Source organism: Arthrobacter globiformis NBRC 12137, assembly GCF_000238915.1.
GTDB lineage: Bacteria > Actinomycetota > Actinomycetes > Actinomycetales > Micrococcaceae > Arthrobacter > Arthrobacter globiformis.
Genome location: NZ_BAEG01000008.1, coordinates 21,195 through 44,026 on the forward strand (window position 1 = coordinate 21,195; position 22,832 = coordinate 44,026).

19 protein-coding genes are annotated in these 22,832 nt (G+C 66.7%); 12 read left to right on the plus strand and 7 right to left on the minus strand.

Features of this window, described 5'->3' with window-relative positions; translation table 11 throughout:
• The first annotated feature begins 12 nt into the window (after positions 1–12).
• A complete protein-coding gene (locus ARGLB_RS00390; RefSeq protein WP_003797634.1) occupies positions 13–819 on the plus strand; it encodes a methyltransferase domain-containing protein in 807 nt (268 codons plus the stop codon).
• Positions 820–870: 51 nt separating this feature from the next.
• Here ARGLB_RS00390 and ARGLB_RS00395 read toward each other — a convergent pair whose 3' ends face one another.
• A complete protein-coding gene (locus ARGLB_RS00395) occupies positions 871–1,245 on the minus strand; it encodes a DUF7793 family protein (protein WP_003797636.1) in 375 nt (124 codons plus the stop codon).
• A 139-nt stretch (positions 1,246–1,384) separates the two neighbouring features.
• Between ARGLB_RS00395 and ARGLB_RS00400 the strand changes: the two genes are divergently transcribed.
• The gene (locus tag ARGLB_RS00400; RefSeq protein WP_003797639.1) at positions 1,385–3,097 is read left to right on the plus strand and encodes an ATP-binding response regulator; all 1,713 of its coding nucleotides are present in this window, start codon (positions 1,385–1,387) and stop codon (positions 3,095–3,097) included.
• A gap of 92 nt (positions 3,098–3,189) precedes the next feature.
• On the opposite strand, the gene ARGLB_RS23455 is transcribed toward ARGLB_RS00400, so the two are convergent.
• The gene (locus ARGLB_RS23455; RefSeq protein ID WP_003797641.1) at positions 3,190–3,348 is read right to left on the minus strand and encodes a hypothetical protein; all 159 of its coding nucleotides are present in this window, start codon (positions 3,346–3,348) and stop codon (positions 3,190–3,192) included.
• A gap of 213 nt (positions 3,349–3,561) precedes the next feature.
• On the opposite strand from ARGLB_RS23455, the gene ARGLB_RS00405 reads away from it, so the two are divergent.
• Positions 3,562–5,061, plus strand: a complete 1,500-nt coding sequence (locus tag ARGLB_RS00405; RefSeq protein WP_245531440.1) for a DUF7793 family protein — start codon at positions 3,562–3,564, stop codon at positions 5,059–5,061.
• A complete protein-coding gene (locus ARGLB_RS00410) occupies positions 5,045–6,586 on the plus strand; it encodes a putative bifunctional diguanylate cyclase/phosphodiesterase (protein WP_003797646.1) in 1,542 nt (513 codons plus the stop codon). Before ARGLB_RS00405 ends, ARGLB_RS00410 begins: the two co-directional genes overlap by 17 nt.
• A 181-nt stretch (positions 6,587–6,767) precedes the next feature.
• Here the strand turns inward: ARGLB_RS00410 and ARGLB_RS00415 are convergent, their stop codons facing one another.
• Positions 6,768–7,925, minus strand: coding sequence for an acetate kinase (locus ARGLB_RS00415; RefSeq protein ID WP_003797647.1), 1,158 nt, complete (start codon positions 7,923–7,925; stop codon positions 6,768–6,770).
• Between the two features lie 8 nt (positions 7,926–7,933).
• A complete protein-coding gene (pta, locus tag ARGLB_RS00420; protein ID WP_003797650.1) occupies positions 7,934–10,066 on the minus strand; it encodes a phosphate acetyltransferase in 2,133 nt (710 codons plus the stop codon).
• Positions 10,067–10,333: 267 nt separating this feature from the next.
• Here pta and ARGLB_RS22320 point away from each other — a divergent pair, with 267 nt between their 5' ends.
• The 3 genes from ARGLB_RS22320 to paaK are packed head-to-tail and all read left to right on the plus strand — an operon-like array spanning position 10,334 to position 13,010.
• Positions 10,334–11,146, plus strand: a complete 813-nt coding sequence (locus ARGLB_RS22320) for a CPBP family intramembrane glutamic endopeptidase (protein ID WP_175304928.1) — start codon at positions 10,334–10,336, stop codon at positions 11,144–11,146.
• A 36-nt stretch (positions 11,147–11,182) separates the two neighbouring features.
• Entirely contained in the window at positions 11,183–11,626 is a 444-nt protein-coding gene (gene paaI, locus ARGLB_RS00430; protein ID WP_003797654.1) for a hydroxyphenylacetyl-CoA thioesterase PaaI, read from the plus strand.
• Positions 11,627–11,636: 10 nt separating this feature from the next.
• Positions 11,637–13,010: a phenylacetate--CoA ligase PaaK gene (paaK, locus tag ARGLB_RS00435; RefSeq protein ID WP_003797656.1), complete on the plus strand. Its 1,374-nt coding sequence runs from the start codon at positions 11,637–11,639 to the stop codon at positions 13,008–13,010.
• A 28-nt stretch (positions 13,011–13,038) separates the two neighbouring features.
• Here paaK and ARGLB_RS00440 read toward each other — a convergent pair whose 3' ends face one another.
• Positions 13,039–15,228 carry a multicopper oxidase family protein gene (locus ARGLB_RS00440; RefSeq protein WP_043417592.1) on the minus strand — a complete coding sequence of 730 codons (2,190 nt, stop codon included), beginning with the start codon at positions 15,226–15,228 and terminating at the stop codon, positions 13,039–13,041.
• Positions 15,229–15,541: 313 nt separating this feature from the next.
• Here ARGLB_RS00440 and ARGLB_RS00445 point away from each other — a divergent pair, with 313 nt between their 5' ends.
• Both ARGLB_RS00445 and ARGLB_RS00450 read left to right on the plus strand, forming a co-directional pair.
• Positions 15,542–16,159 carry a TetR/AcrR family transcriptional regulator gene (locus tag ARGLB_RS00445; protein WP_003797660.1) on the plus strand — a complete coding sequence of 206 codons (618 nt, stop codon included), beginning with the start codon at positions 15,542–15,544 and terminating at the stop codon, positions 16,157–16,159.
• A gap of 54 nt (positions 16,160–16,213) precedes the next feature.
• Positions 16,214–17,047 carry a DUF427 domain-containing protein gene (locus tag ARGLB_RS00450; protein WP_003797661.1) on the plus strand — a complete coding sequence of 278 codons (834 nt, stop codon included), beginning with the start codon at positions 16,214–16,216 and terminating at the stop codon, positions 17,045–17,047.
• A 100-nt stretch (positions 17,048–17,147) separates the two neighbouring features.
• Here the strand turns inward: ARGLB_RS00450 and ARGLB_RS00455 are convergent, their stop codons facing one another.
• Together ARGLB_RS00455 and paaZ are read right to left on the minus strand one after the other, a co-directional pair.
• Complete coding sequence (locus ARGLB_RS00455) at positions 17,148–17,555, minus strand: VOC family protein (RefSeq protein WP_003797663.1); 408 nt, start codon at positions 17,553–17,555, stop codon at positions 17,148–17,150.
• A gap of 148 nt (positions 17,556–17,703) precedes the next feature.
• Positions 17,704–19,815 carry a phenylacetic acid degradation bifunctional protein PaaZ gene (gene paaZ / locus ARGLB_RS00460; protein WP_003797666.1) on the minus strand — a complete coding sequence of 704 codons (2,112 nt, stop codon included), beginning with the start codon at positions 19,813–19,815 and terminating at the stop codon, positions 17,704–17,706.
• Positions 19,816–20,076: 261 nt separating this feature from the next.
• On the opposite strand from paaZ, the gene ARGLB_RS00465 reads away from it, so the two are divergent.
• From ARGLB_RS00465 to ARGLB_RS00475, 3 genes are all read left to right on the plus strand, one after another.
• Positions 20,077–20,430, plus strand: a complete 354-nt coding sequence (locus tag ARGLB_RS00465) for a PaaI family thioesterase (protein ID WP_245531445.1) — start codon at positions 20,077–20,079, stop codon at positions 20,428–20,430.
• A gap of 102 nt (positions 20,431–20,532) precedes the next feature.
• The gene (locus ARGLB_RS00470; RefSeq protein WP_003797670.1) at positions 20,533–21,282 is read left to right on the plus strand and encodes an ABC transporter permease; all 750 of its coding nucleotides are present in this window, start codon (positions 20,533–20,535) and stop codon (positions 21,280–21,282) included.
• 178 nt (positions 21,283–21,460) lie between these two features.
• Positions 21,461–22,789: a hypothetical protein gene (locus ARGLB_RS00475; protein ID WP_003797672.1), complete on the plus strand. Its 1,329-nt coding sequence runs from the start codon at positions 21,461–21,463 to the stop codon at positions 22,787–22,789.
• Positions 22,790–22,832: the final 43 nt, after the last annotated feature.

Consider the following 22,832-nt stretch of genomic DNA (forward strand, 5'->3'; position numbering starts at 1 on the left):
TATATTTGAAGGATGCTCTCGGCGCTGAAGAAATACCTGCTGCTCCCCAAACTGGTGAAGCTGGCCTCCAACGCGCCCAAGGACCCCGGCGTCGCCTGGGACCAGTACTGGGGCAGGGTGGGGGCCACCGGCGCCCGCGGCGACGTGCTGTGGGATTCGGGCAGCGACCACGAGCTGCGGGCGTATCTGGAGCATCTGACGCGGCAGCTGGACCCCAGCCTTCCCATCGTCGATGTCGGGTGCGGCAACGGCGTCTTCAGCCGCGCACTTGCCGCCTACTTTCCGCATGTTTTGGGGGTGGATGTCTCAGCCAACGCCATCGCACGGGCAGCCGCCGAATCCGAAGGGCTGGAGCGGGTCTCCTACGCCGCGGTTGACATGACAGCACCAGCGGGCAACCGTGCCGTGACGGCCGCCCTGGCCTCGGCCGGGTTCACCGGTGAGGCCAACATCTTCATCCGGGGCGTCCTGCATGTGCTGAAGAAACCCGCCCAGGCGGCCCTGGCCGGGCAACTGCACCCGCTTGTGGGCAAGCGTGGCCGCGTATTCCTCGCTGAGACCGACTTCCACGGAAATCCGGTCCAGTACGTCAGCCATCTCGGAGCCACCCTGCACTCCATCCCCGGGCCACTCGAGAAGGCCATCCGCGGACTGCCCATGCCCGGCCGCTTCGGCACCGCACAGCGCAGGAGGGCTTTCCCCGAGGCGAGCTGGGATGTGGTGGAGGACGGCCCGGTCACGTTAGAAACCCGCCCGCTTAAATCCCCAGACCGGCCGGAACAGATCCCGGGCTATTTCGCGGTGCTCCAGGCCCGCTGAACAGTAAAGCCTGAACAGGAAGGCTCCCTGAACCGGAAAGGCCGCTGAAGGCTACGGGACCTTCAGCCAGGACTCGGCCTCGGCCTTGTTCGTGAAGAACCGGGTGGGGCACGGGAGTTTGTTGATGCCCAGGATGAAGTTGGCAATCACCCGGTCCACCGGCGACACACCGAGCAGCGCAATCCGTGAGGCCTGGCAGGGACGGCCGAACACGGCACGGGCTCCCCGGCTCACATCGGCGGTGGTGGCCATGTCCACGAGCATGGGGTGGCGGCTGTCGCCGCAGACCGCGTTGACCTGCGCCATGGCGGCCTCGGCGTCCGCCTCAGTGATGCTGGCGTCCCTGGCCCAGGTCAGCCGGAGCAGGCCTTCTGCATCCAATTCCAGGTTGAAGAGCGTGTTCCGTCCGGTGCTGTTGAAATTCAAATCAAACCTCCGCGGTGCGTGCCTAACGTGGACAAGTATCAAGGTACATCCCTCCAGGAGGCCGCCAACCGGCGGCCTACTGATAATGTGAGTCCAAATTCACGGTAGCCTCAAAAGGCACTCGCAACACAGGGGGCACATGGTCCAGGCACCGGCGGAGTTCCACTCCGCACGTCACGAGGCAGTGGTCGCGCTCACCGATGACGCCCGCCTGGACGCCGTAGCGTCTGTCCTCAACGATGCGGGTTTCAGCGTCCGGAAGGCGTCCGACGCCGGATCCCTCGCCGAGGAGCTGGAGGGCAACCGCGCCGCCGTCGTACTTCTTGATGCAGAGCTGACGGACGGCTACCGGTGGGAGGGCACGCCGGTGCTGCTCCTGGTTGACCTCGCAGGTGACTTCGACCTTGCCCGGCTTGAGCCCTGGGGCATCGCCGATTACATCTCCCGCGATGCGGCTCCCCGGGAACTGACCCACCGGGTGGAGACCCTGATAGGACGGGCGAGGGAACGCCGCCGCATCCGGGCCGAAGCCGAGTTCCTGCGCGAAAGCCTACGCAACGTCTCCGCCGCCATCCGCGGCACCAACAGCCCCCAGCAAATGGCCGGCCACCTGGTCCGCGGCTTCGGTGAATCCCTGGGCGTGGACCACGTCTGGTTCACCACCTTCCAGGATTCGCGGGTGCCCCGGATCAGTGCCCAGTGGTCCCTGCCCGGCCATGCCAAGCTGCCGGACACCCTTGGTGCGTTCGAGGACGAGGCCAGGGAGCAAACCACCTCGCTGTGGTCCGCCGCCGAGGCGCTGGCGGTTCCGGATCACCAGACGGACCAGTCCGCCGCGCTGGCCGAGGACCTGCGGGAATGGTCCGGTCTGGGCTCCGTCCGGGCCTCGGTTGCCTTGCCGGTGGGAGAAGGCGAATCGGCATTGGGGATCATCTGGATCGCGCAGCTGGAGAAGCCGCGCGACTGGTCCAGGGCCGAGATCGCCCTCATCCAGCACGTGGCCGGCAACCTCGCGCACAGCCTCATCCAGGGCCACCTGATCAGCGCCCAGCTGCAGGTGCTGCAGCAGTTGCGGGAACTGGACAAGGCCAAAACGGACTTCCTCGCCACCGTCAACCACGAGCTCCGCACGCCACTCACCTCCATTACCGCCTACCTCGACATGATCCGCGACGGGGCGGGCGGCCCCGTTCCGCCGGGCATTCTGTCCATGATGGACGTCATCTCGCGGAACTCCGACCGCCTCCGCAGGCTGATCGAGGACATGCTCACCGTCTCCCAGCAGGACGCCTCCGGCAACCTGAACCTCAAGCAGGTGGAGCTTGGCCAGGTCCTGCGGATCGTGGTGGCCGCACTGCGCCCGCTCGCCGATTCGCGGAACGTCACCATCACGGGCGCCGACTCGCATGAGGACGTGAAGGTCCAGGCCGACGAGGCCCAACTGGAGCAGGTTTTCACCAACATCGTGGCCAACGCCATCAAGTTCACCCCGAAGGGGGGCCGGATCAGCATCAGCTTCATGACCGCCGCTTCCGAGGCCGGCGGCCCCTGCGCCGTCGTGGACGTCATGGACACCGGAGTCGGAATTCCGGAGCAGGAAATCGCCCAGGTGTTCACCCGCTTCTACCGGGCGTCCAACGCCTCCTCTGCGGCCATCCCGGGCAGCGGACTGGGCCTGGCCATTGCCCACGACATCGTCCGTCGCCACGGCGGTTCACTGGAGCTGTCCTCCGTGCTGGGCGAGGGGACCACCGTCTCGGTGCACCTCCCGGTCGACGGCCCCCAGGCCGATGAAACGGACGACGACGGGGCCGACGGCGACGAAGCGGCAGGCGCGCCCCAAACCGACTGACCGGCGTCGCCCATCTCAACCCCAAAACAAAAACCGTCCCGGACCAGCAGGTCCGGGACGGTTTTCGTAACTCTGAATGACTGCTGCCAACCTTAGTTGGGCCACCAACCGATGGTGGCGTAATTGACTTCGCTCTTGGAAGTGGAGGACGTGGTGGTGTCCTTGTCCTTCGGGGCCGCGTTTGCAGGAGCAGCGAAACCTGCCACTGCAAGGATGCCGGTCATAACAAGTGTTGCGGCAAGTTTCTTCATCCGCTGTCCCTTTCGTCGTTTGTAGCTGTGAACCGTATTACACATTACGGGCGACAGTATACGGTCACTGGATCAAGGTTTGGTCAAGTCATTTCCTGTCAATTCCGCAGGTTTTGCCATGTTTCTCCGCAGGCGACTTGCAATTGCCGTAACAAGCGGAGTTCAGTCCTCCTCCGCGGCCGACCGTGCGCAGGATTATGGATAATTGGGAGCATGCCTATGCAGCGCGATTTGTCACCGTTCGTGATCGCGGAGTTGGCTGCGCGCGAAAGCTGGAAACGGCGGGACTACGCCGCTGGATATGCCGAGGCCGGGCACGCCGCCGAGCTGGCCCAGGAGGCCGGGGACGAGCTGCGCTGGTGGAAGATGGTCCTGCTGCAGGCCGAATGCCTGCGGGACCAGGGATCCATCCAGGAGTGCCAACAACTCGCCGTCGAACTGGCTGCCCATCCCGTTGCCAACTCTGCCCCCGATCTGGGCGCCCGGGCAGCAATTCTGCTGGCACATTCACTGCAGGGCCTTGGCCGGCTCCCCGAAGCGGTGGATGCCGCTACCACCGCCGCCCGGCTGGTGGCGGGCGACTTCGAAAACGTCTACCTGCACATCCAGGCCCAGCAGGCCCTGATCGCCGCCCTCGCGGAAAGCGGCCGGCACGAGGACGCCTGGCAGGAGTGCCTGGACCTGGAGTCGCTGCTCACCGACCACGTGGACGAGGACACGGCAGGCAAGGCCTACTGGGTGATCGGCAACGTGGCATTCCTCAGCAACCGGGTCAATGAAGGCGGCCACTACCACGACCTCGCCGCCGGCAAGCTCTCCCCCTCGCAGGACGTCGACCTGTGGGCACGCTTCAACCGTGCCTCCGCGGAAATGCGCCTGCAGGCCAAGCTGGGTGACGCCGCAACGCTGCGCTGCATCGAGCGCGCCGAGCTCGCCACCGAGGTGGTGGGCGGCAGCGAACGGGACATCCTGGAGATGTCCCTGGTCCGCGCCCACTGGTACTACCTCACCGGGGACATGGGGACGGCGATCAGCCTCCTGACTCCGCTGCGCAGCAAATTCCCCATCCTCGCCACCCAGACCGCGGCGGAGGCCACCTTCATCCTGGGCAGGGCGCTGATGGCGCAGGGACACGAAGCGGAATCACTGCAGATGCTTGACGAGGCCGCTACGCTGTTCGATACAGCTGCTGCACCGGAGCGTAGCGCCACCGTCCGTGGTTTCATCGCCTCAGCGGAGCCTTCGGACCGGCGCCATCAGCAATTTCTCCAGGGGGGGGTAATGCCAGAAGCGACAGTGTTTCCCGGTGCCGCACCGCTGCAGCCGGAGGTCCCGACGCGCCCGGCGCCCGCGCCCGGCGTTGCCTGCACCAGGCTGCACGACCTCGCTGTCAAAGCCGTACTGCCGCGCGGCGCCGATCTTAATGAGACCGCAACCGCCCAACTGTACAGCCGCATTGGTGAGCTGGCCGGGAACCGGAGGGTCGCCGTCGTGCTTGAACTGACCGGGGTAAGGTCCGTAAACCGCGCGGCGCGGGCAGCCTACGCGGCGATCCCCTCGGTGTCCGCCTGGGCGATCCTGGGTGAATCCCCCGTGGACAGGCTGCTGGGGCACTTTCTGCTGGGCGGAGAATTCAACTCCGTGCCGGCCCAATACTTCACCGCCGAAAACGACGCCCTGGACTGGTTGAGCCGCCTTGACGACGTTCTCTAACGACGATCCCCGGCTCGGGAAGCTGCTCGACGGCATCGTCCGGCTGGCGGCGGGGGAACTCCACTCGCGCATCGAGATATCCGAGGCCCGGGACGAGCTGGATGCGGTGATCATGGGCACCAACCTGCTCGCCGAGGACCTGCAGATCATTTACCAGGAGCTCGAGGAGCGCGTGGAGTCGCGCACACGGATGCTCAATGCGGCACACAAAGAGCTGCAGCAGATGGCGCTCATGGACGCCCTGACAGGCCTCTACAACCGGTCGGCGCTGGTCAGCGCCGTCAACGATGCCCAGGCGGAGGCGGCCGACGGCGGGCTGCCGCCGGCCCTGCTGCTGCTGGACCTCGATGCCTTTAAGAGCGTCAACGATTCCCTGGGCCACTCCATGGGTGACAAGGTGCTGGCCACTGTGGGGGCACGGATCCGTTCGTGCGTGCGCGACGGCGACATGGTGGCCCGGCTGGGCGGTGACGAGTTCGCCGTCCTGCTGCCTGCCACGACGCCGGCCAAGGCTGCCGCCGTCGGGAACCGGATCCTGGACTCCCTGAACGGGACACTGGAAGTGGACGGCAAAACCATCCGCTGCGGTGCGAGCCTGGGCCTGAGGATTGCCGATCCCGGCGAGACGTCCGAGGAACTGCTCATGGAGGCGGACATCGCGATGTACGCCTCCAAGGCCGACGCCCGCAACAAGCTGCGGGTGTTCGAGCCGGCCATGCTTCACGCCCGGCAGCTCCGCAACCAGCTGGTCGGGGAACTGCGCGAGGCCATCGCCACCGACCAGCTGGTGCTGTACTACCAGCCGGTCATCGAGCTTGCCTCAGGAAAAATCGAGGGCGTGGAGGCCCTGGTCCGCTGGAACCACCCCAAACGCGGCCTGATCATGCCGGACGAATTCATTCCCATCGCCGAGGAGACGGGACTTATCTCGGAGCTCGGCAACTGGGTGCTCAAGAACTCCGTGGAGCAGCTCCGGCGCTGGCGGAGTTCCCCGGAGACCGGCCGCCACAACTTTGACATGCGCATCAACGTCTCGGCCGCGGACCTGCAGCGGCTTCAGTTCATCGAGGACGTCCGGGATGCGCTCACCGCCGCGGATCTCGAGCCTGCCCTCCTGGTGCTGGAGCTGACGGAGAGCGACATCATCAAGGGCAACGAGCTCGACCGGTACACGCTCGCCTCCCTGCGGAAGCTCGGGGTGGGCCTGGAGATCGACGACTTCGGCACCGGGTACTCGTCCATCAGCTACCTGCGGCGCCTGCCCGTGGACCGCGTCAAGGTGGACCGGACGTTGCTCACGGCCCTCGGCAGCGACCCCGCGCAGCCTGCACTGATCGCGGCCATCCTGCAGCTCATCCGGGCTTGCGGGCTCGAGGCCGTGTGGGAGGGCGTGGAAAACGCGGAGCAGGCCGAGCACCTGCGGAACACCGGCTGCATCAGCGGGCAGGGCTACTACTTCAGCCGCCCGCTCCCGGCAGCCGAGTTTACCGAACGCCTCGCCTGGCAGGACATCTGGCCCGGCTAAGGCCCGCTGATCGAGCCAGGCCCGCTGATCGAGCCTGCCCCCGCTAATCGAGCCTGCCGAGAGCACGGGCTCCGGCGAACGCTCCACGTCGACGATGTACCAAAAAGGGCCGCCTGAACCCGTCGACAGGCGGCCATATCTGGCAATACGGCGTGGTTTCGCTCCCCAGCCGCCCCTTAGCTCAACCAGCGGCGACGGCGGCGGCTGTTGCCTCGGCGATGGCGCGCTCCTCGTCCGTGGGTACCACCAGCACTGGGATGGCGGATGCGTTGGTGGAAATCACGCGGGGTTCCTTGGACCGCTCACTGTTCAGCCCGGCGTCGAGCTCTATGCCCAGCGCGCCCAGCTTCTCCCCCACCAAAGCGCGGAACTGGTGCGAGTTCTCGCCGATCCCGGCCGTGAAGACCAGCGCCTTCGCCCCGCCAACCGCCACGTGGTAGCCGCCGATGTACTTTGCCAGCCGGTAGGACGTGACCGCCAGTGCGGTGGCCGCGCGCGAGTCACCGGACTCGGCCGCCTCCACCACAGAGCGCATGTCGTTGTTGCCGGCGAGCCCCTTGAGCCCGGACTCGCGGTTGAGCATCGAATCGAGGTCCTCGGCATTCCAGCCGGTGCGGGCCAGGAACACCAGGATGGACGGGTCCAGGTCACCGGAGCGTGTGCCCATGACCAGGCCCTCCAGCGGCGTGAAGCCCATCGACGTGTCCACGGACTTGCCGCCCCGGATCGCCGTAACGGAGGCGCCGTTGCCGAGGTGGGCGATCACGCCGTCGAACTCCTCCACCGGGATATCCAGCAGCGCGGCGGCACGGTTGGTGACGTATTCGTGCGAGGTCCCGTGGAAGCCGTACCGGCGGATCCCGTGGTTGGTGTAGAGCTCGTCGGGAACGGCGTAGCGCCAGGCGTGCTCGGGGAGGCTGCGGTGGAAGGCGGTATCGAACACCGCCACCTGCGGCATGTCCGGCCACTTCTTCGTGATGGCGCGGATGCCCAGCACGTTCGCGGGATTGTGCAGCGGCGCCAGCGGGTTGAGCCGTTCGATGGCGCGGGTGATCTCGTTGTCGATCAGCACGGGCTCGCCGAACCGCTCGCCACCGTGCACCACCCGGTGCCCCACCGCGTCCAGCTGCCGGTCCCCCAGCACCTCATGGATGGCCGCGCCCACCTGTTCAAGTGCTTCGGCGTGGTCCGCCGGGCCCACCACCTCGCCGTCGCCCTGGCCCCCGTTGGACACGCCGATCCGCTCGATCAGGCCTTCGGTGAGGACACTGCCTTCGGCGATGTCGCGCACCTGGTACTTGAGCGAGGACGAGCCGGAGTTGATGACGAGCACGAGCATGGGGCCTCCTAAGCCTTGGCTGCTGAAACGGCGGACGGTTCTGGGGCGTTGGGGGTTTCCGGAGGGACGGTCAGGCTCTGTGCCTGGATCGCGGTGATGGCCACCGTGTTCACGATGTCTTCCACGGTGCAGCCGCGGGAGAGGTCGTTGACGGGTTTGCGCAGCCCCTGCAGGACGGGCCCGACGGCGACCGCTCCGGAGCTCTGCTGCACCGCCTTGTACGTGTTGTTGCCGGTGTTCAGGTCCGGGAAGATGAACACCGTCGCCTGGCCGGCGACGGACGAGCCTGGCATCTTGGACTCGGCGATGGAGGCGTCCACGGCGGCGTCGTACTGGATGGGGCCCTCGACGGCGAGATCAGGGCGGCGTTCCCTGACCAGGTCAGTGGCCTGCCGGACTTCCTCCACGGCCTCGCCCGAGCCGGAGCCGCCGGTGGAGTAAGACAGCATGGCCACCCGGGGCTCCACCCCGAACTGGGAAGCGGTTTCGGCCGAGGCCAGGGCGATGTCCGCGAGCTGCTCCACGTTGGGGTCCGGGTTTACCGCGCAGTCGCCGTAGACCAGCACGCGGTCCGGCATGAGCATCAGGAACACCGAGGAGACGATCTTCACGCCCTGCCGGGTCTTCACGAACTCCAGGGCGGGGCGGATGGTGTGGGCGGTGGTGTGCGCGGCGCCGGAGACCATGCCGTCCACCACGCCCAGCTGGACCATCATGGTGCCGAAGTAGCTTTCGTCCTGCATGACCTCCAGTGCCCGGGCCAGGTCAACGCCCTTGTGCGCCCGGAGCTCGGCGTACCTGGCGGCGAAGTCCTGGCGCAGCTCAGAGGTGGCGGGGTCCACGATGTTGATGCCGGCGAGGTCGATGCCGCGGCTGGCGGCGAGCTCCCGGACGTCGGCTTCCCGGCCCAGCAGCGTCAGGTCGCAGACGTCCCGGCGGTGCAGGATTTCGGCGGCCTTCAGGATCCGTATGTCCTTGCCCTCCGGCAGCACGATGTGGCGGCGCTGGGCGCGGGCCCGCTCGATGAGGTCGTGCAGGAACCGCAGCGGCGTCATCCGCTCGGCGCGGGGCAGGTGCAGGCGCTCGAGCATCTCGGCCTCGTCCACCTGCCGGGACCACAGTCCCAGCGCGGAGGCCACCTTGCGCCGGTGGCCGCTCCAGATTTCGCTGCGGACCTCGGACACGCGCCGGGCCGTGGTGTAAGTGTCATCTTCCGTGGCGAACACCGGGAACGGCGCGGAGGCCAGCAGCGGATAGATGTTCGCGTCCGGGGCCAGGCCACCGGTGAGGATCAGCCCGGACGGGACCGGGAACTCGGGCGAGAACGACGACGCCAGGCACGCCACCATCACATCCGCCCGGTCACCGGGCACGATCACCAGCGCGCCGTCGTCGAGCACGTTCAGGAAGTTGCCAACATTCATGGCGGCGACCTTGACGTCACGGACGTCCCGCTCCATGTCCGCGCGGCCGGCGATCTGCCGCAGCGCCAGCGCCGTGCCCACCTCGCCCGTGGTGGGCCGGGCGATGTCTTCCAGTTCCGGGAAAACGTACACCGGCCGGCCGGACGCGCCCGGCTTCACGGCGGCGATGATCGCGTCCACATCCTCCGGGTCCGCCCGGTTCACCATCATGGCCAGGAGCGAGCACTTCTCGGCGGCCAGTTCCTTGCGGGCGACGTCGACGGCGGCCGCGGCCTCCGCCACGCTGCGCCCCTTGGCGCCCACCACAGCGACGATGGGCGCGGCCAGGTTGTTGGCCAGTCGGGCGTTGAGGTCGAATTCGACGGCGGCGTCGTGGCCGGTGAGGTCCGTCCCCTCCACGATGATCACGTCGCAGTGCCGGCCCATCTCGGCGAAGATCTCCACGCAGCGGGAGTCGATGTCCTCGCGCCGGCCTTCCGCGAGCAGGCCGCGGACCTCGGTGAATGTCAGCCCGCCGCGGCAGCGCTGGTCGTCCAGGTCGAAGCGGGACTTCATGAGCGCCACCATCGGGTCCGCGCCGGAGTCGTCGCCGTGCACCACGGGTTTGAAGAATCCGATCCGGTCCGCGTGCCGGTGGAGTGTGTCCGCCAGGCCCAGCGCTATGAGCGACTTCCCCGATCCCGGGGTGGTCGCACTGACATATATCCCTTTGGCCATGATCTGTCCTCTGGTTGGAAGCTCCTGCGTGGAACGTGCTGCATTGGACGTGCCGGATTACTGACGGGACGCGCCAAAGCGCGCCCTCCCCCATACTTTCACTTGTTGCCGCGCTTCCGGGAGCAGACAATGGTGTTGATTGCCACGTCGGCGCACATTCGCCGTCCCGGACCCGGAGTGGGCCAGCGCCCCGGGACCGCCCCATCCGCAGCAACGTACCGGACAGCGGCCGCCTGTGCTGCAACGTCCTGAACGATGGTGGTCCCGATGAACCCCGCTGGCCGCGCTTCATGGCCCGCCGCCCATCGGCTCGCGGTGTTCTTCGCCCTGGCGTTCGCCATTTCCTGGCTGGTGTGGCCGCTGACCCTCCTCAACCCGAACAGCTCGCCGCTGATACCGTTCGGGCCTGCCCTGGCCGCGGCCATCACCGCCTTTCTCGCAGGCGGCAAGGCCGAGCTGCTGCAGCTGCTCCGGCAACTGGCCCGGTGGCGCGTGGCCGGCCGCTGGTATTTGGCCGCCGCGGGATTGCCCTGCCTTCTGGTGACGCTGTCGACCGGACTCACGGTCTCCGGCGGTGCGCCCGCCCCGGAGCTCGGACCCAACCCGGGCTGGTTCATGCTGCTGGGCACCTTCGCGTTCACGCTGGTGACCGTCGGCCTCTTCGAGGAACTGGGCTGGCGCGGCTACGCCCTTCCGCTCCTGCAGCGGGACCGCCCGGCCCTTTCCGCAGCACTGCTCCTTGGGCTGGTGTGGGCGGCGTGGCACCTGCCGGAGCTGCTGTCCGATCCCACCGGGCAGCGCCCGCCGCTTCCGTTCCTGCTCATGGTCCTGGCGCAGTCCGTGCTGCTGGGCTGGCTCTACAACAGCAGCGGCAGCGTTCCCATCTGCATGGTCTTCCACGCCGCGTTCAACACCTCCGGCGCCCTGGTCTTTCCCGCCCTGCTGGGGCCTGACTACCTCACGCTCTGGTGGACTGTGGCGCTCCTGCATGTCCTGGCCGCGCTGGTGGTCATCGCCGTCGCCGGGCCCCTCCGGCTGGCCCGCACCCTTGACATGAACCCCTCCCATGGGATTACCTAATGAACATTCGGTAAATAAAGCTGGAGGCAACGACGCATGGCTGAAACGGCAATCCCCGGTGTGGCCCACCACATCCTTGAGAACGACTACGCCTCGGAATGGATGGGCATCGAAGTCCTCACCCTCAGCGACGGCCACGCAACCATCCGGATGACCCTCCGGCAGGAAATGCTCAACGGCTTCGGCATGGCCCACGGCGGAATGATCTTCGCCTTCGCAGACTCCGCGTTCGCCCTCGCCTGCAACCCCGCGTCGCCCGCCGACCCCGACAGCATCACCGTTGCTGCCGGCGTCGACATCAACTTCCTCAAGCCGGCCTACCAGGGCCAGGTGATCACCGCCGTCGCCGACCGCCGCTCCAGCGCGGGCCGCAGCGGCCTCTACGACATCCAGATCTTCGCTGCCGATCCCGGCGCCCAGCTGCCGGGGGAACTCATTGCAGAGTTCCGCGGACGCAGCCGTACCATCTCCAAGAAGTAGGAAGCAGACCATGACCCTCCACGCCCCTGAACCCGCTGTCGCCGCGCCCACCGAGACCGGAGCGCACCCCACCGGCGCCGCCCTCGACCCCGAGGAGACCATGTCCCGGGACCAGCTCGAGGCGCTCCAGCTCAGCCGGCTCCAGCACACCGTGACGTACGCGTACGACCGCGTTCCGCTCTACAAGCGCAAGTTCGACGACGCCGGCATCCACCCCTCGGACCTGCGCGAACTCGCCGACCTTGGCAACTTCCCCTTCACCACCAAGGAGGACCTGCGCCAGGAGTACCCGTTCGGCATGTTCGCCGTCCCGCAGAGCGAAGTGGCCCGCGTGCACGCCAGCTCCGGCACCACGGGCCGGCCCACCGTCGTCGGCTACACCAAGCAGGACCTTGCCGACTGGGCCAAACTGGTGGCCCGGTGCCTCCGTGCCTCCGGTGTCCGCCCTGGCATGAAGGTCCACAATGCCTACGGCTACGGCCTCTTCACCGGCGGGCTGGGCGCCCATGCCGGCGCGGAAGCCCTGGGCTGCACGGTGATTCCGATGTCCGGCGGGCAGACCGAGCGCCAGATCCAGCTCATCCAGGACTTCGAGCCGGACGCCATCCTGGCCACGCCCACGTACCTGCTCACCATCGCCGATGCCATGGCCCACATGGGAATCGATCCCACCTCCACATCGCTGAAGTACGCAGTGCTCGGCGCCGAACCGTGGACGCAGGAGATGCGCCACGAGCTTGAAGTCACCATGAACATCAAGGCCTGCGACATCTACGGGCTCTCGGAAGTCATGGGACCGGGCGTTGCCGGCGAATGCGTGGAGACCCAGGACGGCAGCCACATCTGGGAGGACCACTTCCGGCCGGAAATCATCGACCCCTTTAACCCCGACCCGGGCAAGGAAAACGTACTGGGTGACGGCGAGCACGGCGAACTGGTGTTCACCTCGCTCACCAAGGAAGCCCTGCCGATCATCCGCTACCGCACCAAGGACCTCACCCGGCTGCTCCCCGGCACCGCCCGCCCGGCGCACCGCCGGATGGGACGCATCACGGGCCGCAGCGACGACATGATCATCCTCCGCGGCGTGAACCTCTTCCCGTCCCAGATCGAGGAAATCGCACTGCGTATCCCCGAGCTCAGCCCGCACTTCCAGCTGGTGCTCACCCGGCCGGAGGGCCAGCGCATGGACCAGCTGACCGTGAAGATCGAGCGCCGTGACAATGTCACCGCCGCGGACAGCACGACGGCGGCCCGCACCCTGCAGGAGCAGATCAAGATCCACGTGGGTTCTTCATGCACGGTGGACGTGGTGGAGCCCGGCTCGCTCGAGCGATCCAGCGGCAAGCTGCGCCGGATCTACGACATGCGCCCGAAGGGGTAGCCTCCGGGCGCACGTCTTCAGCGGCAGGTCACGGCGTGATCGACCAGCCGAACATCATGGCGTGGTCCTCGTGGGCCAGGTTATGGCAGTGCGCCACGTACGGTCCCACAAAGTCCCGGAACCCGCGGTAGAGGATCACCGACTCGCCCGGATCAAGCGCGGCCAGGTCTTCCTTCGAAACGTCGTCGGGGTGCCCCGGATCCCCTCCACGGGTCACGTCCTTGCCATTGCGCATGACCGTGCGGTGTTCCTCCATGTGCAGGTGGAACGGATGCACCCAGCCACCGCCGCCGTTGCGGACCTCCCACAGGTTGAAGCTTCCCTTCCTCTGCTGGGCCAGGGGTGTGCGTCCGGCGGGATTCCTCAGGCTAGCGGCCACCGCCGCAGGGTCGAAGGGCTTGCCGTTGATGAGCCACTCGGTCTCCCCTCCCAGGGCGCCGCGCTTCACTTCGAAGATCATCCGGTTGTCCATCATGCTCTGCCAGTTGCCCGGCAGCGGCGGAAGCGGCCGGAGTGCCGTGGGGATCTGGCTGTCGTCCGGCGCGCTGTCTCCGATCACGAATTTGAGCACCGGAACCTTGTACTTGGGATCGGGGAAGAAGCGGGACGAGTTGGACCACATCCGGCCGTTGGGCATCTTCATCACGTTGGTCAGGTAGACGACGTCGCCCTTGGTGGTGGGCGTGCCGTCCTGGTACCGGGTGAAATCGATGATGACTTCGCGGCGCTTTGCGGGCCACAGTTCAAAGGAATCACGCTTGATCGGGAACGGCAGCAGCCCGCCGTCGGACGCGATCTGGGTGAACTGCATGCACTGCTGGGCGTCCGGGACGCGGTACTGGCCCTGGAGCTCGTCATCCACGTAGCCCAGCGACGCCGACGACTTCGGGCCCAGCGTCGAGCTCATCAGCCTGAACTCGTAGATCCGCGAGACGGAGGCGTCCAGGAACCGGAATCGGTACTTGCGCCGCTTCACCTCCAGCACAGGGAAGGCCGTGCCGTTGACCGTGCAGATATCGCCGACGAAGCCGTGGTTGGGGAAGTGCTTGTAGAACGTCTTGCCCCACCACTCCGGGTGCTCGGCCGGGTTCTTCGCGGCCGGGAACTCGCCCTGCACGTCGTGGATGTCCTTGTGGATGGTGGTCCCGTCATCGAGGCGGACGTCGGAGAAGGCCAGCGGAATGTCGTACTTGACGTCGAAAGACCCATCGGGGTTGTTGGTGCGGACGCCGGGCAGCCGCAGCCCCTGCCGCTCGTCGCCCATGTCCATGCCGTTCTTCGGATCGTAGATGGGGTAGAGGCCCACCAGGCCCTTGTAGACGTTCGAGCCGGTGTGGTCCATCGTGTGATCGTGGAACCAGAAGAAGCTCTGCTTTTCCCGGTCGTCGCCGCCGGCAGGCCAGTTCAGGTACAGGTTGTCGACGAACATCTTCGGCAGGAAGCCCGGGCGCTTTGGCCCGGCCACCATTGAGTAATGCGGGTTTCCGTCACTTTCCGGCGCGGTATGGCCGTTGTGCAGGTGGGTCAGGAAGGACCAGTCGGGCGAGCCGAAGTCCTGGCGGTCCAGGTTCAGCGGATTCTCATCCAGATGGTTCTCGAACCGGACCAGGACGGGCCTGCCGTACTCGGCATTGATCATGGGCCCGGGGAAGGTGCCATTGAACGCATAGATGGTGCTCAGCGGAAGCGTGCGTCTGGTGCCTGCGGGATACTTCCTGCGGTTCGCGTCGAAGGATTCCGTGGGTTCGCCCTCGTCGTCAATGGGCAGCACCTGGGACGTTGTGAACGCGTGGGCCCGGACCAGCACGTTGATCTTGTAGACGATCGGGTCCGGGTAGCCGATCCGGCTGGGCCAGAGCTGGTGCTGTTCGTTGCGCAGCGAGTTCTGCTGGCCCGGTCCGGGTCCTGGCGGGTTGCTCCACGTATCCACCACTGATTTCGGCACCGGGGCCAGCGCCTTGGGGATCGGCAGCGGGTCCCTGAACGGCGTCAGGATCAGCGGGCTTGTGGGGTACTTTTCAATGTAGAACACGGTGTCGCTAAGCGCCGTTGACGTCGCGGCGAAGGCGCCGTCGGGCGAAAGCAGCCCCCTTTGGGCGAGCAGCGGACCGGCCCAGGTGTGTGCGGCTGCGAGCGCCGCTCCCGCTCCCCCGGCCGCGCCCAGGCGAAACAGCGTGCGGCGCCTCAGCCCGTTGGTGTTTGCAGATTCTTCAGACATGCTCAGTGCCTCCTTGGCATGGGGCACATGCCAATTCCATTGCCCCGGTCGTCATCCCAATGTGTGGTTCTGAGACCGAACACTGACCACGGGGACCTCCTTGTCCCGATGGTCAGCTTTGCCGCACTGATTCCCCTGGCGAAACTGTGGGGGTCGGACCTTGGGGAAAGGCTGATGGCCGGCCGCGCAGACCCTCCGAATGGGCGGTCTGCCGACGGTGTTAGCAGCCGGGCCGCCCGAGCAGGCCCGGCTATGGTGCTTTGTGTTTTCGCGCGTGCCGTAATTACCGAACGTTCATGAGAAAATAGCCCGTATGCCCAGTACAGCAGCCAGCCCAGCAGCCCCCACCAAGCGCGGCCGTCCCGGCTACGACCAGCAGTCCGTGCTGCTGATCGCCGTCGACGTCTTCAACCGCCACGGCTACGATGCCACATCCATGGGCATTTTGGCGGAGAACCTCGGCATCTCCAAGTCGGCGATCTACCATCATGTGCCGTCCAAGGGCGACCTGCTCAAGCTCGCCCTCGACCACGCGCTCGGCGGCCTGGAGGCCATTCTGGACCAGCCGGGGGCCACCTCGGGGGCGGCCGACGCACGGCTGGAGTTCGTGCTGCGCCAGACCATCGCCGTGCTGGTGGAACGTCTGCCTTTCGTCACGCTGCTGCTGCGGCTGCGCGGCAACACGGACATCGAACGCAACGCCATGGAACGCCGCCGCGCCTTCGACCACAAGGTGGCGGAACTGATCTCGGCTGCCCGCGACGAGGGATCGCTGCGCCAGGACATCGACCCCCGCACCGTCACCCGTCTCCTGTTCGGGACGATCAACTCAATCGTCGAGTGGTACAAGCCGGGCGGTTCCCTCTCGCCGGAAAAGCTGGCCGACGACGTCATCAGCATGGCGTTCGACGGCCTGCACGCGAAACCCTGACAGGCTGGAAATTAGGCGTTGACGCCCGGGCATACTGATGCCCACCCTGAATGCATGGCCACGAAACTGTCGGAACTTCTGTTCGGCGCCTTTCCTGATCTCCGGTACCAGCCCACACCCAAGAGGATCAGGGCGGGAATCGACGGGAGTCCCGTCGTCGATACCCAGGAAGCGCTCCTGGTCTGGGAACCGAAGCGCGTCACTCCCGTGTACGCCGTTCCCGAGAAGGATCTGCTGGCACGGCTCGAGCCGCCCGCAGCAGAAGGGGACGCCGGTCCGGACGAGTATCCCGTCCGGCTGATGGCCGACGCCCCGCCGGCGCTGGACCCGCGGACCGGGTTCCGGCGGCACACTGCGGCGGGCGAGGAGCTCGACGTCGTGGCATCCGCCTTCAGCGTGCCCCGGGCGGCGTTCCGGCCCTCGGATCCGGATCTGGCGGGCTACGTCGTGCTGGATTTCGGCGCGTTCCACTGGCTCGAGGACCACGAGGAGATCATCGGGCACCCCCGGGACCCGTTCCACCGCGTGGACATCCGCGCCACGCTGCGGCACATCGCAGTGAAGCTCGACGGCGTGGTGCTGGCCGATACCGTCGGAGCCCACCTGCTGTACGAGACACTGCTCCCCGTCCGGTACTACATACCGCCCGAGGACGTCCGGCTTGACCTGCTCGAGACCAGCCCGCGCAGGACCGTCTGCCCTTATAAGGGCGAGGCCAGGTACTGGAGCTACCCGGAGTCTGCCAAGGGCAAGAACATCGCCTGGGCCTACGACTCGCGGTTCATCGACGCGCGGCAGATCCACGGGCTGGTCTGTTTCTTCAACGAGCGGGCCGACGTGTTCGTGGACGGCGAGCAGCAGGAGCATCCGTTAACCCCCTGGTCCTAACGCTCCCTCACCTCTCGCCGGCCAAAACCAAACCCTCCCTCACCTAGGTGAGGAAGGGTTTGGGAACATCCGGCCGTGGGACGGATCAGAGTGGGACGGATCAGAGCTGATACTCAGCCTGCGTTCCAAGCCTTTCGTGAATGCAGAGGATGTTGTTTTCGGTATCCATGAACCAGGCGCATTTCTCGGCCTCGGTTGAACAGATGTGGTGATCGGTCTTCAGATCAGGGAGGTCATAGTCCTGGAACCGAACGCCCCTGGACTCCATGTCCTGGACGGTCCGTTCGATGTCCGTGACCTCGAAACTCAATGTGGTGTGCTCGGAATGCTTTCCGTCTTTGACAGGCATCAGCTGCAGCATGGGGCCGTCAGCGTTGCCGAATAAATCGCTTCCATCTTCAGCCTTGCCGCGGTGTGGGAGGCCCAACGTTTCCGCGTAAAATCCGCGGGCGCGGTCCGGATCATCGACAGGCAGGATGGTTGTGGCTGTTCTAAGTGCTAGGGTCATTTCGCCACCTCCTACGGGGGTCATTTTACGCCCGGGCAACCCCGAAAGATCAGGGGAAATTCCACTCTGCCGGGCCGTGCTGAGGAAGCGTCGGGAAAAACCCGGCAAGACCTGAGGACGCATCCGGAAAGACCCGGCAGGGGCGGGGCTACTTCTCCACGAGAGTGAGGACGTCGTAGGTGGCCACGATTTCGTCGTTCTGGTTGGTCAGGACGGCGTCCCAGGCCACCTCGCCGTACTCGTCGGTCTCGCGCGGGGTAATCTTCTTGGCCGTCAGCGTCACCCGGATGGAGTCGCCCGCAGCCACAGGGGTGATGAAGCGCAGGTTCTCCAGCCCGTAGTTGGCCAGGACCGGCCCCGGGGCAGGCTCCACGAACAGCCCGGCGCCCCACGCGAGCAGCAGGTAGCCGTGCGCCACAATGCCCGGGAAGAACGGGTTGGCTTCCGCGGCTTCCTGGTTGGTGTGGGCGTAGAACGTGTCGCCGGTGGAGTTGGCGAAGGCGGTGATGTCCTCGAGGGTGACTTGGCGCAGGTCGGAGCGGACGGCGTCGCCGATCCGCAGGGATTCCAGCGACTTACGGAACGGGTGGGTGCCCTCGGTTTCCACTGTGAAGTTGCGGTCGGCACCCGTGTGCCAGATCCCGGTCACGGCGGTCAGCATGTTGGGCGAGCCCTGGATGGCGGTGCGCTGCATGTGGTGCATCACCGAGCGGATGCCGCCAAGTTCTTCGCCGCCGCCGGCACGTCCCGGCCCGCCGTGGACCAGGTGCGGGACGGGCGAACCATGGCCGGTGGACGATCGCGCGTCCTCACGGTTCAGCATGAGCACGCGGCCGTGGTGGGCCGCGATCCCCGTGACCAGTTCCCGCGCCACGGACGGGTCGTTCGTGCAGACCGACGCCACCAGCGAACCGCCGCCGCGGGCGGCGAGCCGGACGGCGTCGGGAATGTCCTTGTACCCGATCACCGACGACACCGGGCCGAACGCCTCCAGCGAGTGGACCGGCTCGGCTTCGGCGTCGGCCCAGCTGAGCACCACGGGGGACATGAAGGCACCGCCTTCGACGACGCCCTTGGCGCCGTCCGCCCGGGTGACCGACGGCGAATCAAGGGTTCCGTACGCAAGCTCGCCGCCGGCGTCGAGCATGGACTGCACGGCAGCCCGGACATCGGCGAGCTGCTCAAGGGAGGCGAGCGCACCCATGGTGACGCCCTCGGCCCGGGGATCGCCCAGCACTACGCGCTGTTCCACCCGGGCGCCGATGGCGGAAACGACGGCGGGCACCAGGTCCTGCGGAACGATGGCGCGGCGGACCGCGGTGCACTTCTGGCCGGCCTTGACCGTGATCTCGGTGACCACGGACTTGATGAACGCGTCGAACTCCGGCGTGCCCTCGACGGCGTCCGGGCCCAGGATGGCGGCGTTCAATGAGTCGGTCTCGGAGGTGAACCGCACGCCGCCCAGCACCACATTGGGGTGCGACTTCAGGGACTGCGCGGTGGATGCCGAACCGGTGAAGGCTACAAGGTCGCGGTAGTCCAGCACGTCCAGCAGCCCCCGGACAGAGCCCGAAATCAGCTGCAGCGAGCCCTTGGGCAGGATGTTGGATTCGATGATGGCCTTGACCACGGCCGCGGCAACGTAGCCCGTGGGGGTGGCCGGCTTGACGATGGTGGGAACACCGGCGATGAAGGCGGGAGCGAGCTTCTCCAGCATGCCCCAGACCGGGAAGTTGAAGGCGTTGATCTGCACGGCGACGCCGGGGATGCGGGTGTAGATGTGCTCGCCGGCAAAGGAACCGTCCTTGGACAGCACCTCCATGGGCCCGTCCACCACCACCTGGGCGTTGGGCAGCTCGCGCCGGCCCTTGGAGCCGAACGTGAACAGCACGCCGATGCCGCCGTCGATGTCGATCATCGAGTCGATCTTGGTGGCGCCGGTCTGCGCAGAGAAGGCATAGAAGTGCTCGCGGCGCGCGTTCAGGTACTGCGCCAGCTCCTTGAGCTTGAGGGCACGCTGGTGGAAGGTCAGCTTGCCGAGTTCCGTTTGGCCTGTGGTGCGGCCGTAGTCCACGACGGCGGCCAGGTCCAGGCCGTCGGTGCTAACCTTCGCCAGGATCTCCCCCGTGCTCGCGTCCCGGACAGCGACGGCGGAAGCCGCCGAGCCGGCGTCGGGAGTCCACCAGGAATCCTGCACGAAACTGGGGACGGTTTCCACGGTGTCCAGGGTGGCCTCGGGGGCAGTGGCGGTGGTGGTCATCGTTGACGGGTCCTTCCAACGGGGGACAAATCTGATCCGGCCAGAACATTACTGACCGTCCGTTCGGTAATATGTCTACAGTACATGAATGTGCCCCGCTGCACACTAGTGGTGATTTCCCGCCGGCCACGGCGGGAACCGACGCGAATGAACCCCAACCGAGGAGAGCACGTGACGCCCGAAGCCCGCGACGCAGAACTAACGGCCACCCACACGCCCGGGGAACTGTGGAAGATCACCCTCGGCGAGCTCGACGAGAAGATGGGCGTGAAGATCGTCGAGGAGTCCGTCGAGCGCGTCGTGGCGACCATGCCGGTGGAGGGGAACCGCCAGTCGTTCGGCCTCCTGCACGGCGGCGCCTCCCTGGCGGTGGGCGAGGCCGTGGGATCATGGGCGGCGGTGATCCATGCCAGCACACTGGGCAAGACCGCCGTCGGTGTGGACGTCTCCGCCACGCACCACCGGTCCACCAGAAGCGGCCTCATCACCATCACGGCCACCCCCATTCACCTCGGCAGCACCCTGACCACGCACGAAGTGCTGATCACCAACGACGCCGGGCAGCGGCTGTGCACTCTCCGGATCACCAACCTGCTGCTTGCCCCGCGGGCTTGATGCGGGCCTCAGGCGGGCCTGCCGCGGGCCGCACTGACTGACGCCGCTGCCGGCAGCCGTCCCTTGACCTTCCGCGGGCCAGCCCCCGGTTAGGCTGATCCAGTGATCGAGCTTGGCAGCCTGGCCCCCACCCTGATCGCGGTGGGCCTCCTGATGGCGCTGACAGCCGCCGTCCTCAGCGGTTTCCGGGTCCCGCACGCCTTCTCGCCGGCCCTTGCCATCCTCCGCGGCGCGGCGCAGCTCGCCGCCGTCAGCCTGATCCTCGGCGCCGTGATCGCCAGCGCCGAATGGGTGGCCGTGGCCCTGGGGGTCATGTTCACCGTCGCCGCCATTACCGCCGCACGCCGCCTCGCCTGGTCCTGGCACCACCTCGCTGTTGTGGCCGGCTCGATGGCCGCCGGCATCCTCGCCTCGCTGGTCATCGTGTTCGGCACCGGCGCCATCGAGTTCACCTCCCGCTACGCCCTGGCGATCGGCGGGATCGTCGTCGGCAATTCGATGGCGATTGCGGGGCTCGCGGGCCGCAGGTTCAACGAGGCCGTGATCGACCGCTGGGACCAGGTGGAGGGCTGGCTCGCCCTGGGTGCCTCTCCCCGGCAGGCCACCCGCGAGATGGCCCGCAGCGCCGTGTACTCTGCGCTCATTCCCTCAGTGGACCAGACCAAGACGACGGGCCTGGTCACGCTTCCGGGAGCCTTCGTCGGCGCGATCTTCGGCGGTCTTTCCCCGCTGGAAGCCGGCCGGTTCCAGATCGTGGTGCTGGCCTCGATCATGGCCGCCGGCTCCGTCACCGCCATCCTGCTCATCGGCCTGCTGGCCCCGGTCCGCGTGCGGCCCGCACCGCTCGCCTAGGAGGCTGCAGTCCGGCGTTCGACGGCGGGCCTCCCCGGGTGCCACCGCTCGCCCCCGTCCCGTTGCCGCACAGTCCCGTTGACATTGCCCCGGGCGCTTTATACTCTGGCCGCTCCGGACCAGAGGCAGCGGCGCTGCTGGACCGGGCCCTCATTGTCCGCCTCCGGCAGGTGCAATCATGAGCACACGTACCACAAGGGCCGCCGCCGCGATGGTGGCTTTCCTCTTGGCGGTCCTGCTGGTGGGCTGTGTCTCCACGACGGCCCCTTCGACGCCGTCCACCCACTACTACGTGAGCGCTGAGGGCAGCGACACCAACTCCGGGACGTCCCCCGACTCGCCCTGGCAGTCGCTGATGAAAGTCAACGAAACGGCCTTCAAACCCGGTGAGTCCCTCAGTTTCCGCAGGGGTGACGAGTGGATCGGCAACGTCGTTTTGGACGAAAGCGGAACGCCGTCGTCGGCCATCAGGCTGAACAGCTACGGAAACGGGGCACTGCCGACCATAACCAGCGGAGAGGGCGGAAACTGCCTCCGGTTGATCGGCAGCTACATCGAGGTGGACGGACTGCGGGCCCTGAACTGCGGGTACGCGGGCTTCAACGTGTACGGCGACCACGTGGTGGTGAAGAATTCCGAGGCCTCGGACAACACCGCCGGAATCAAAGTGGGCACGGGCTCCGACTTCGGCAAATACTTCAACAATGTCCTGACGGACAACAACGTCATGAACGTCAACACGCCCGGAGACCAGTGCGGTACTCCGGACGCGGCCAACTGCACCGACGATTCGGGCGCGTTCGGCGTGCTGATCAACGGCAACGACAACGAGTTCTCCGGCAACACCGTCACCGGTTCCACCGCTTCCTCCTACGACTTCAGCCGGGACGGAAGCGCTTTCGAGGTGTACAACGGCAGCCGCAACAACATCCACCACAACAAGGCCATCGACAACAACGTGTTTTCCGAGATCGGGCGCTCCGACGGAGCAGCCGACGGCAACGTTTTCCGCTACAACCTGATCCGGTCCTCATGCGGCGCAGAATGCGCCGAGGCCGCCGGCCTGATCCTCCGCGGCCCGGGCACACGGTTCGGCCCCACAAACAGCACCACCTTCGAATTCAACACGGTATGGCTCAACGGCAGCCATTCACGCGGCGTCGTTTGCCACGCATCCTGCCCCTCATCGACCGTCATCCGCGCCAACATCCTCGTGGCCGTGCGCGACGCCCTGTGGATGGACGGATCCGGCTGGACGGAGCAGTCCAACGTCGTCAACGGTCCCAGCAACGTCCCTCTGGACGACAGTTCGACGACGGCCCCCGCAGAGTTCGTCAATCCCCCGGAAGACCTCCACCTCGCCGGCGGCAGCCCGGCCATAGACCGCGCCGGCAGCAGCCCGTCCGAAGTGGACCTTGACCAGGCGTCTGTGCCGCAGAACGGTCAATGCTCAGGATCCGGACAGGCCGACGCCGGCGCTTACGAATATAAGCCGGCCAACTGTTAGCATCTTCCGCCCGCCGCGGCACGGGAAGATAATCAGGTATCCG

Coding starts and splice junctions, on each gene's coding strand:
- ARGLB_RS00400 (WP_003797639.1), top strand. CDS start 1,385: ATGGTCCAGGCACCGGCGGAGTTCCACTCCGCACGTCACGAGGCAGTG.
- ARGLB_RS00390 (WP_003797634.1), top strand. CDS start 13: ATGCTCTCGGCGCTGAAGAAATACCTGCTGCTCCCCAAACTGGTGAAG.
- ARGLB_RS00445 (WP_003797660.1), top strand. CDS start 15,542: ATGCCCAGTACAGCAGCCAGCCCAGCAGCCCCCACCAAGCGCGGCCGT.
- ARGLB_RS00450 (WP_003797661.1), top strand. CDS start 16,214: ATGGCCACGAAACTGTCGGAACTTCTGTTCGGCGCCTTTCCTGATCTC.
- ARGLB_RS00455 (WP_003797663.1), bottom strand. CDS start 17,555: ATGACCCTAGCACTTAGAACAGCCACAACCATCCTGCCTGTCGATGAT.
- pta (WP_003797650.1), bottom strand. CDS start 10,066: ATGGCCAAAGGGATATATGTCAGTGCGACCACCCCGGGATCGGGGAAG.
- paaZ (WP_003797666.1), bottom strand. CDS start 19,815: ATGACCACCACCGCCACTGCCCCCGAGGCCACCCTGGACACCGTGGAA.
- ARGLB_RS22320 (WP_175304928.1), top strand. CDS start 10,334: ATGAACCCCGCTGGCCGCGCTTCATGGCCCGCCGCCCATCGGCTCGCG.
- paaK (WP_003797656.1), top strand. CDS start 11,637: ATGACCCTCCACGCCCCTGAACCCGCTGTCGCCGCGCCCACCGAGACC.
- ARGLB_RS00475 (WP_003797672.1), top strand. CDS start 21,461: ATGAGCACACGTACCACAAGGGCCGCCGCCGCGATGGTGGCTTTCCTC.
- ARGLB_RS00465 (WP_245531445.1), top strand. CDS start 20,077: ATGGGCGTGAAGATCGTCGAGGAGTCCGTCGAGCGCGTCGTGGCGACC.
- ARGLB_RS23455 (WP_003797641.1), bottom strand. CDS start 3,348: ATGAAGAAACTTGCCGCAACACTTGTTATGACCGGCATCCTTGCAGTG.
- paaI (WP_003797654.1), top strand. CDS start 11,183: ATGGCTGAAACGGCAATCCCCGGTGTGGCCCACCACATCCTTGAGAAC.
- ARGLB_RS00440 (WP_043417592.1), bottom strand. CDS start 15,228: ATGTCTGAAGAATCTGCAAACACCAACGGGCTGAGGCGCCGCACGCTG.
- ARGLB_RS00415 (WP_003797647.1), bottom strand. CDS start 7,925: ATGCTCGTGCTCGTCATCAACTCCGGCTCGTCCTCGCTCAAGTACCAG.
- ARGLB_RS00405 (WP_245531440.1), top strand. CDS start 3,562: ATGCCTATGCAGCGCGATTTGTCACCGTTCGTGATCGCGGAGTTGGCT.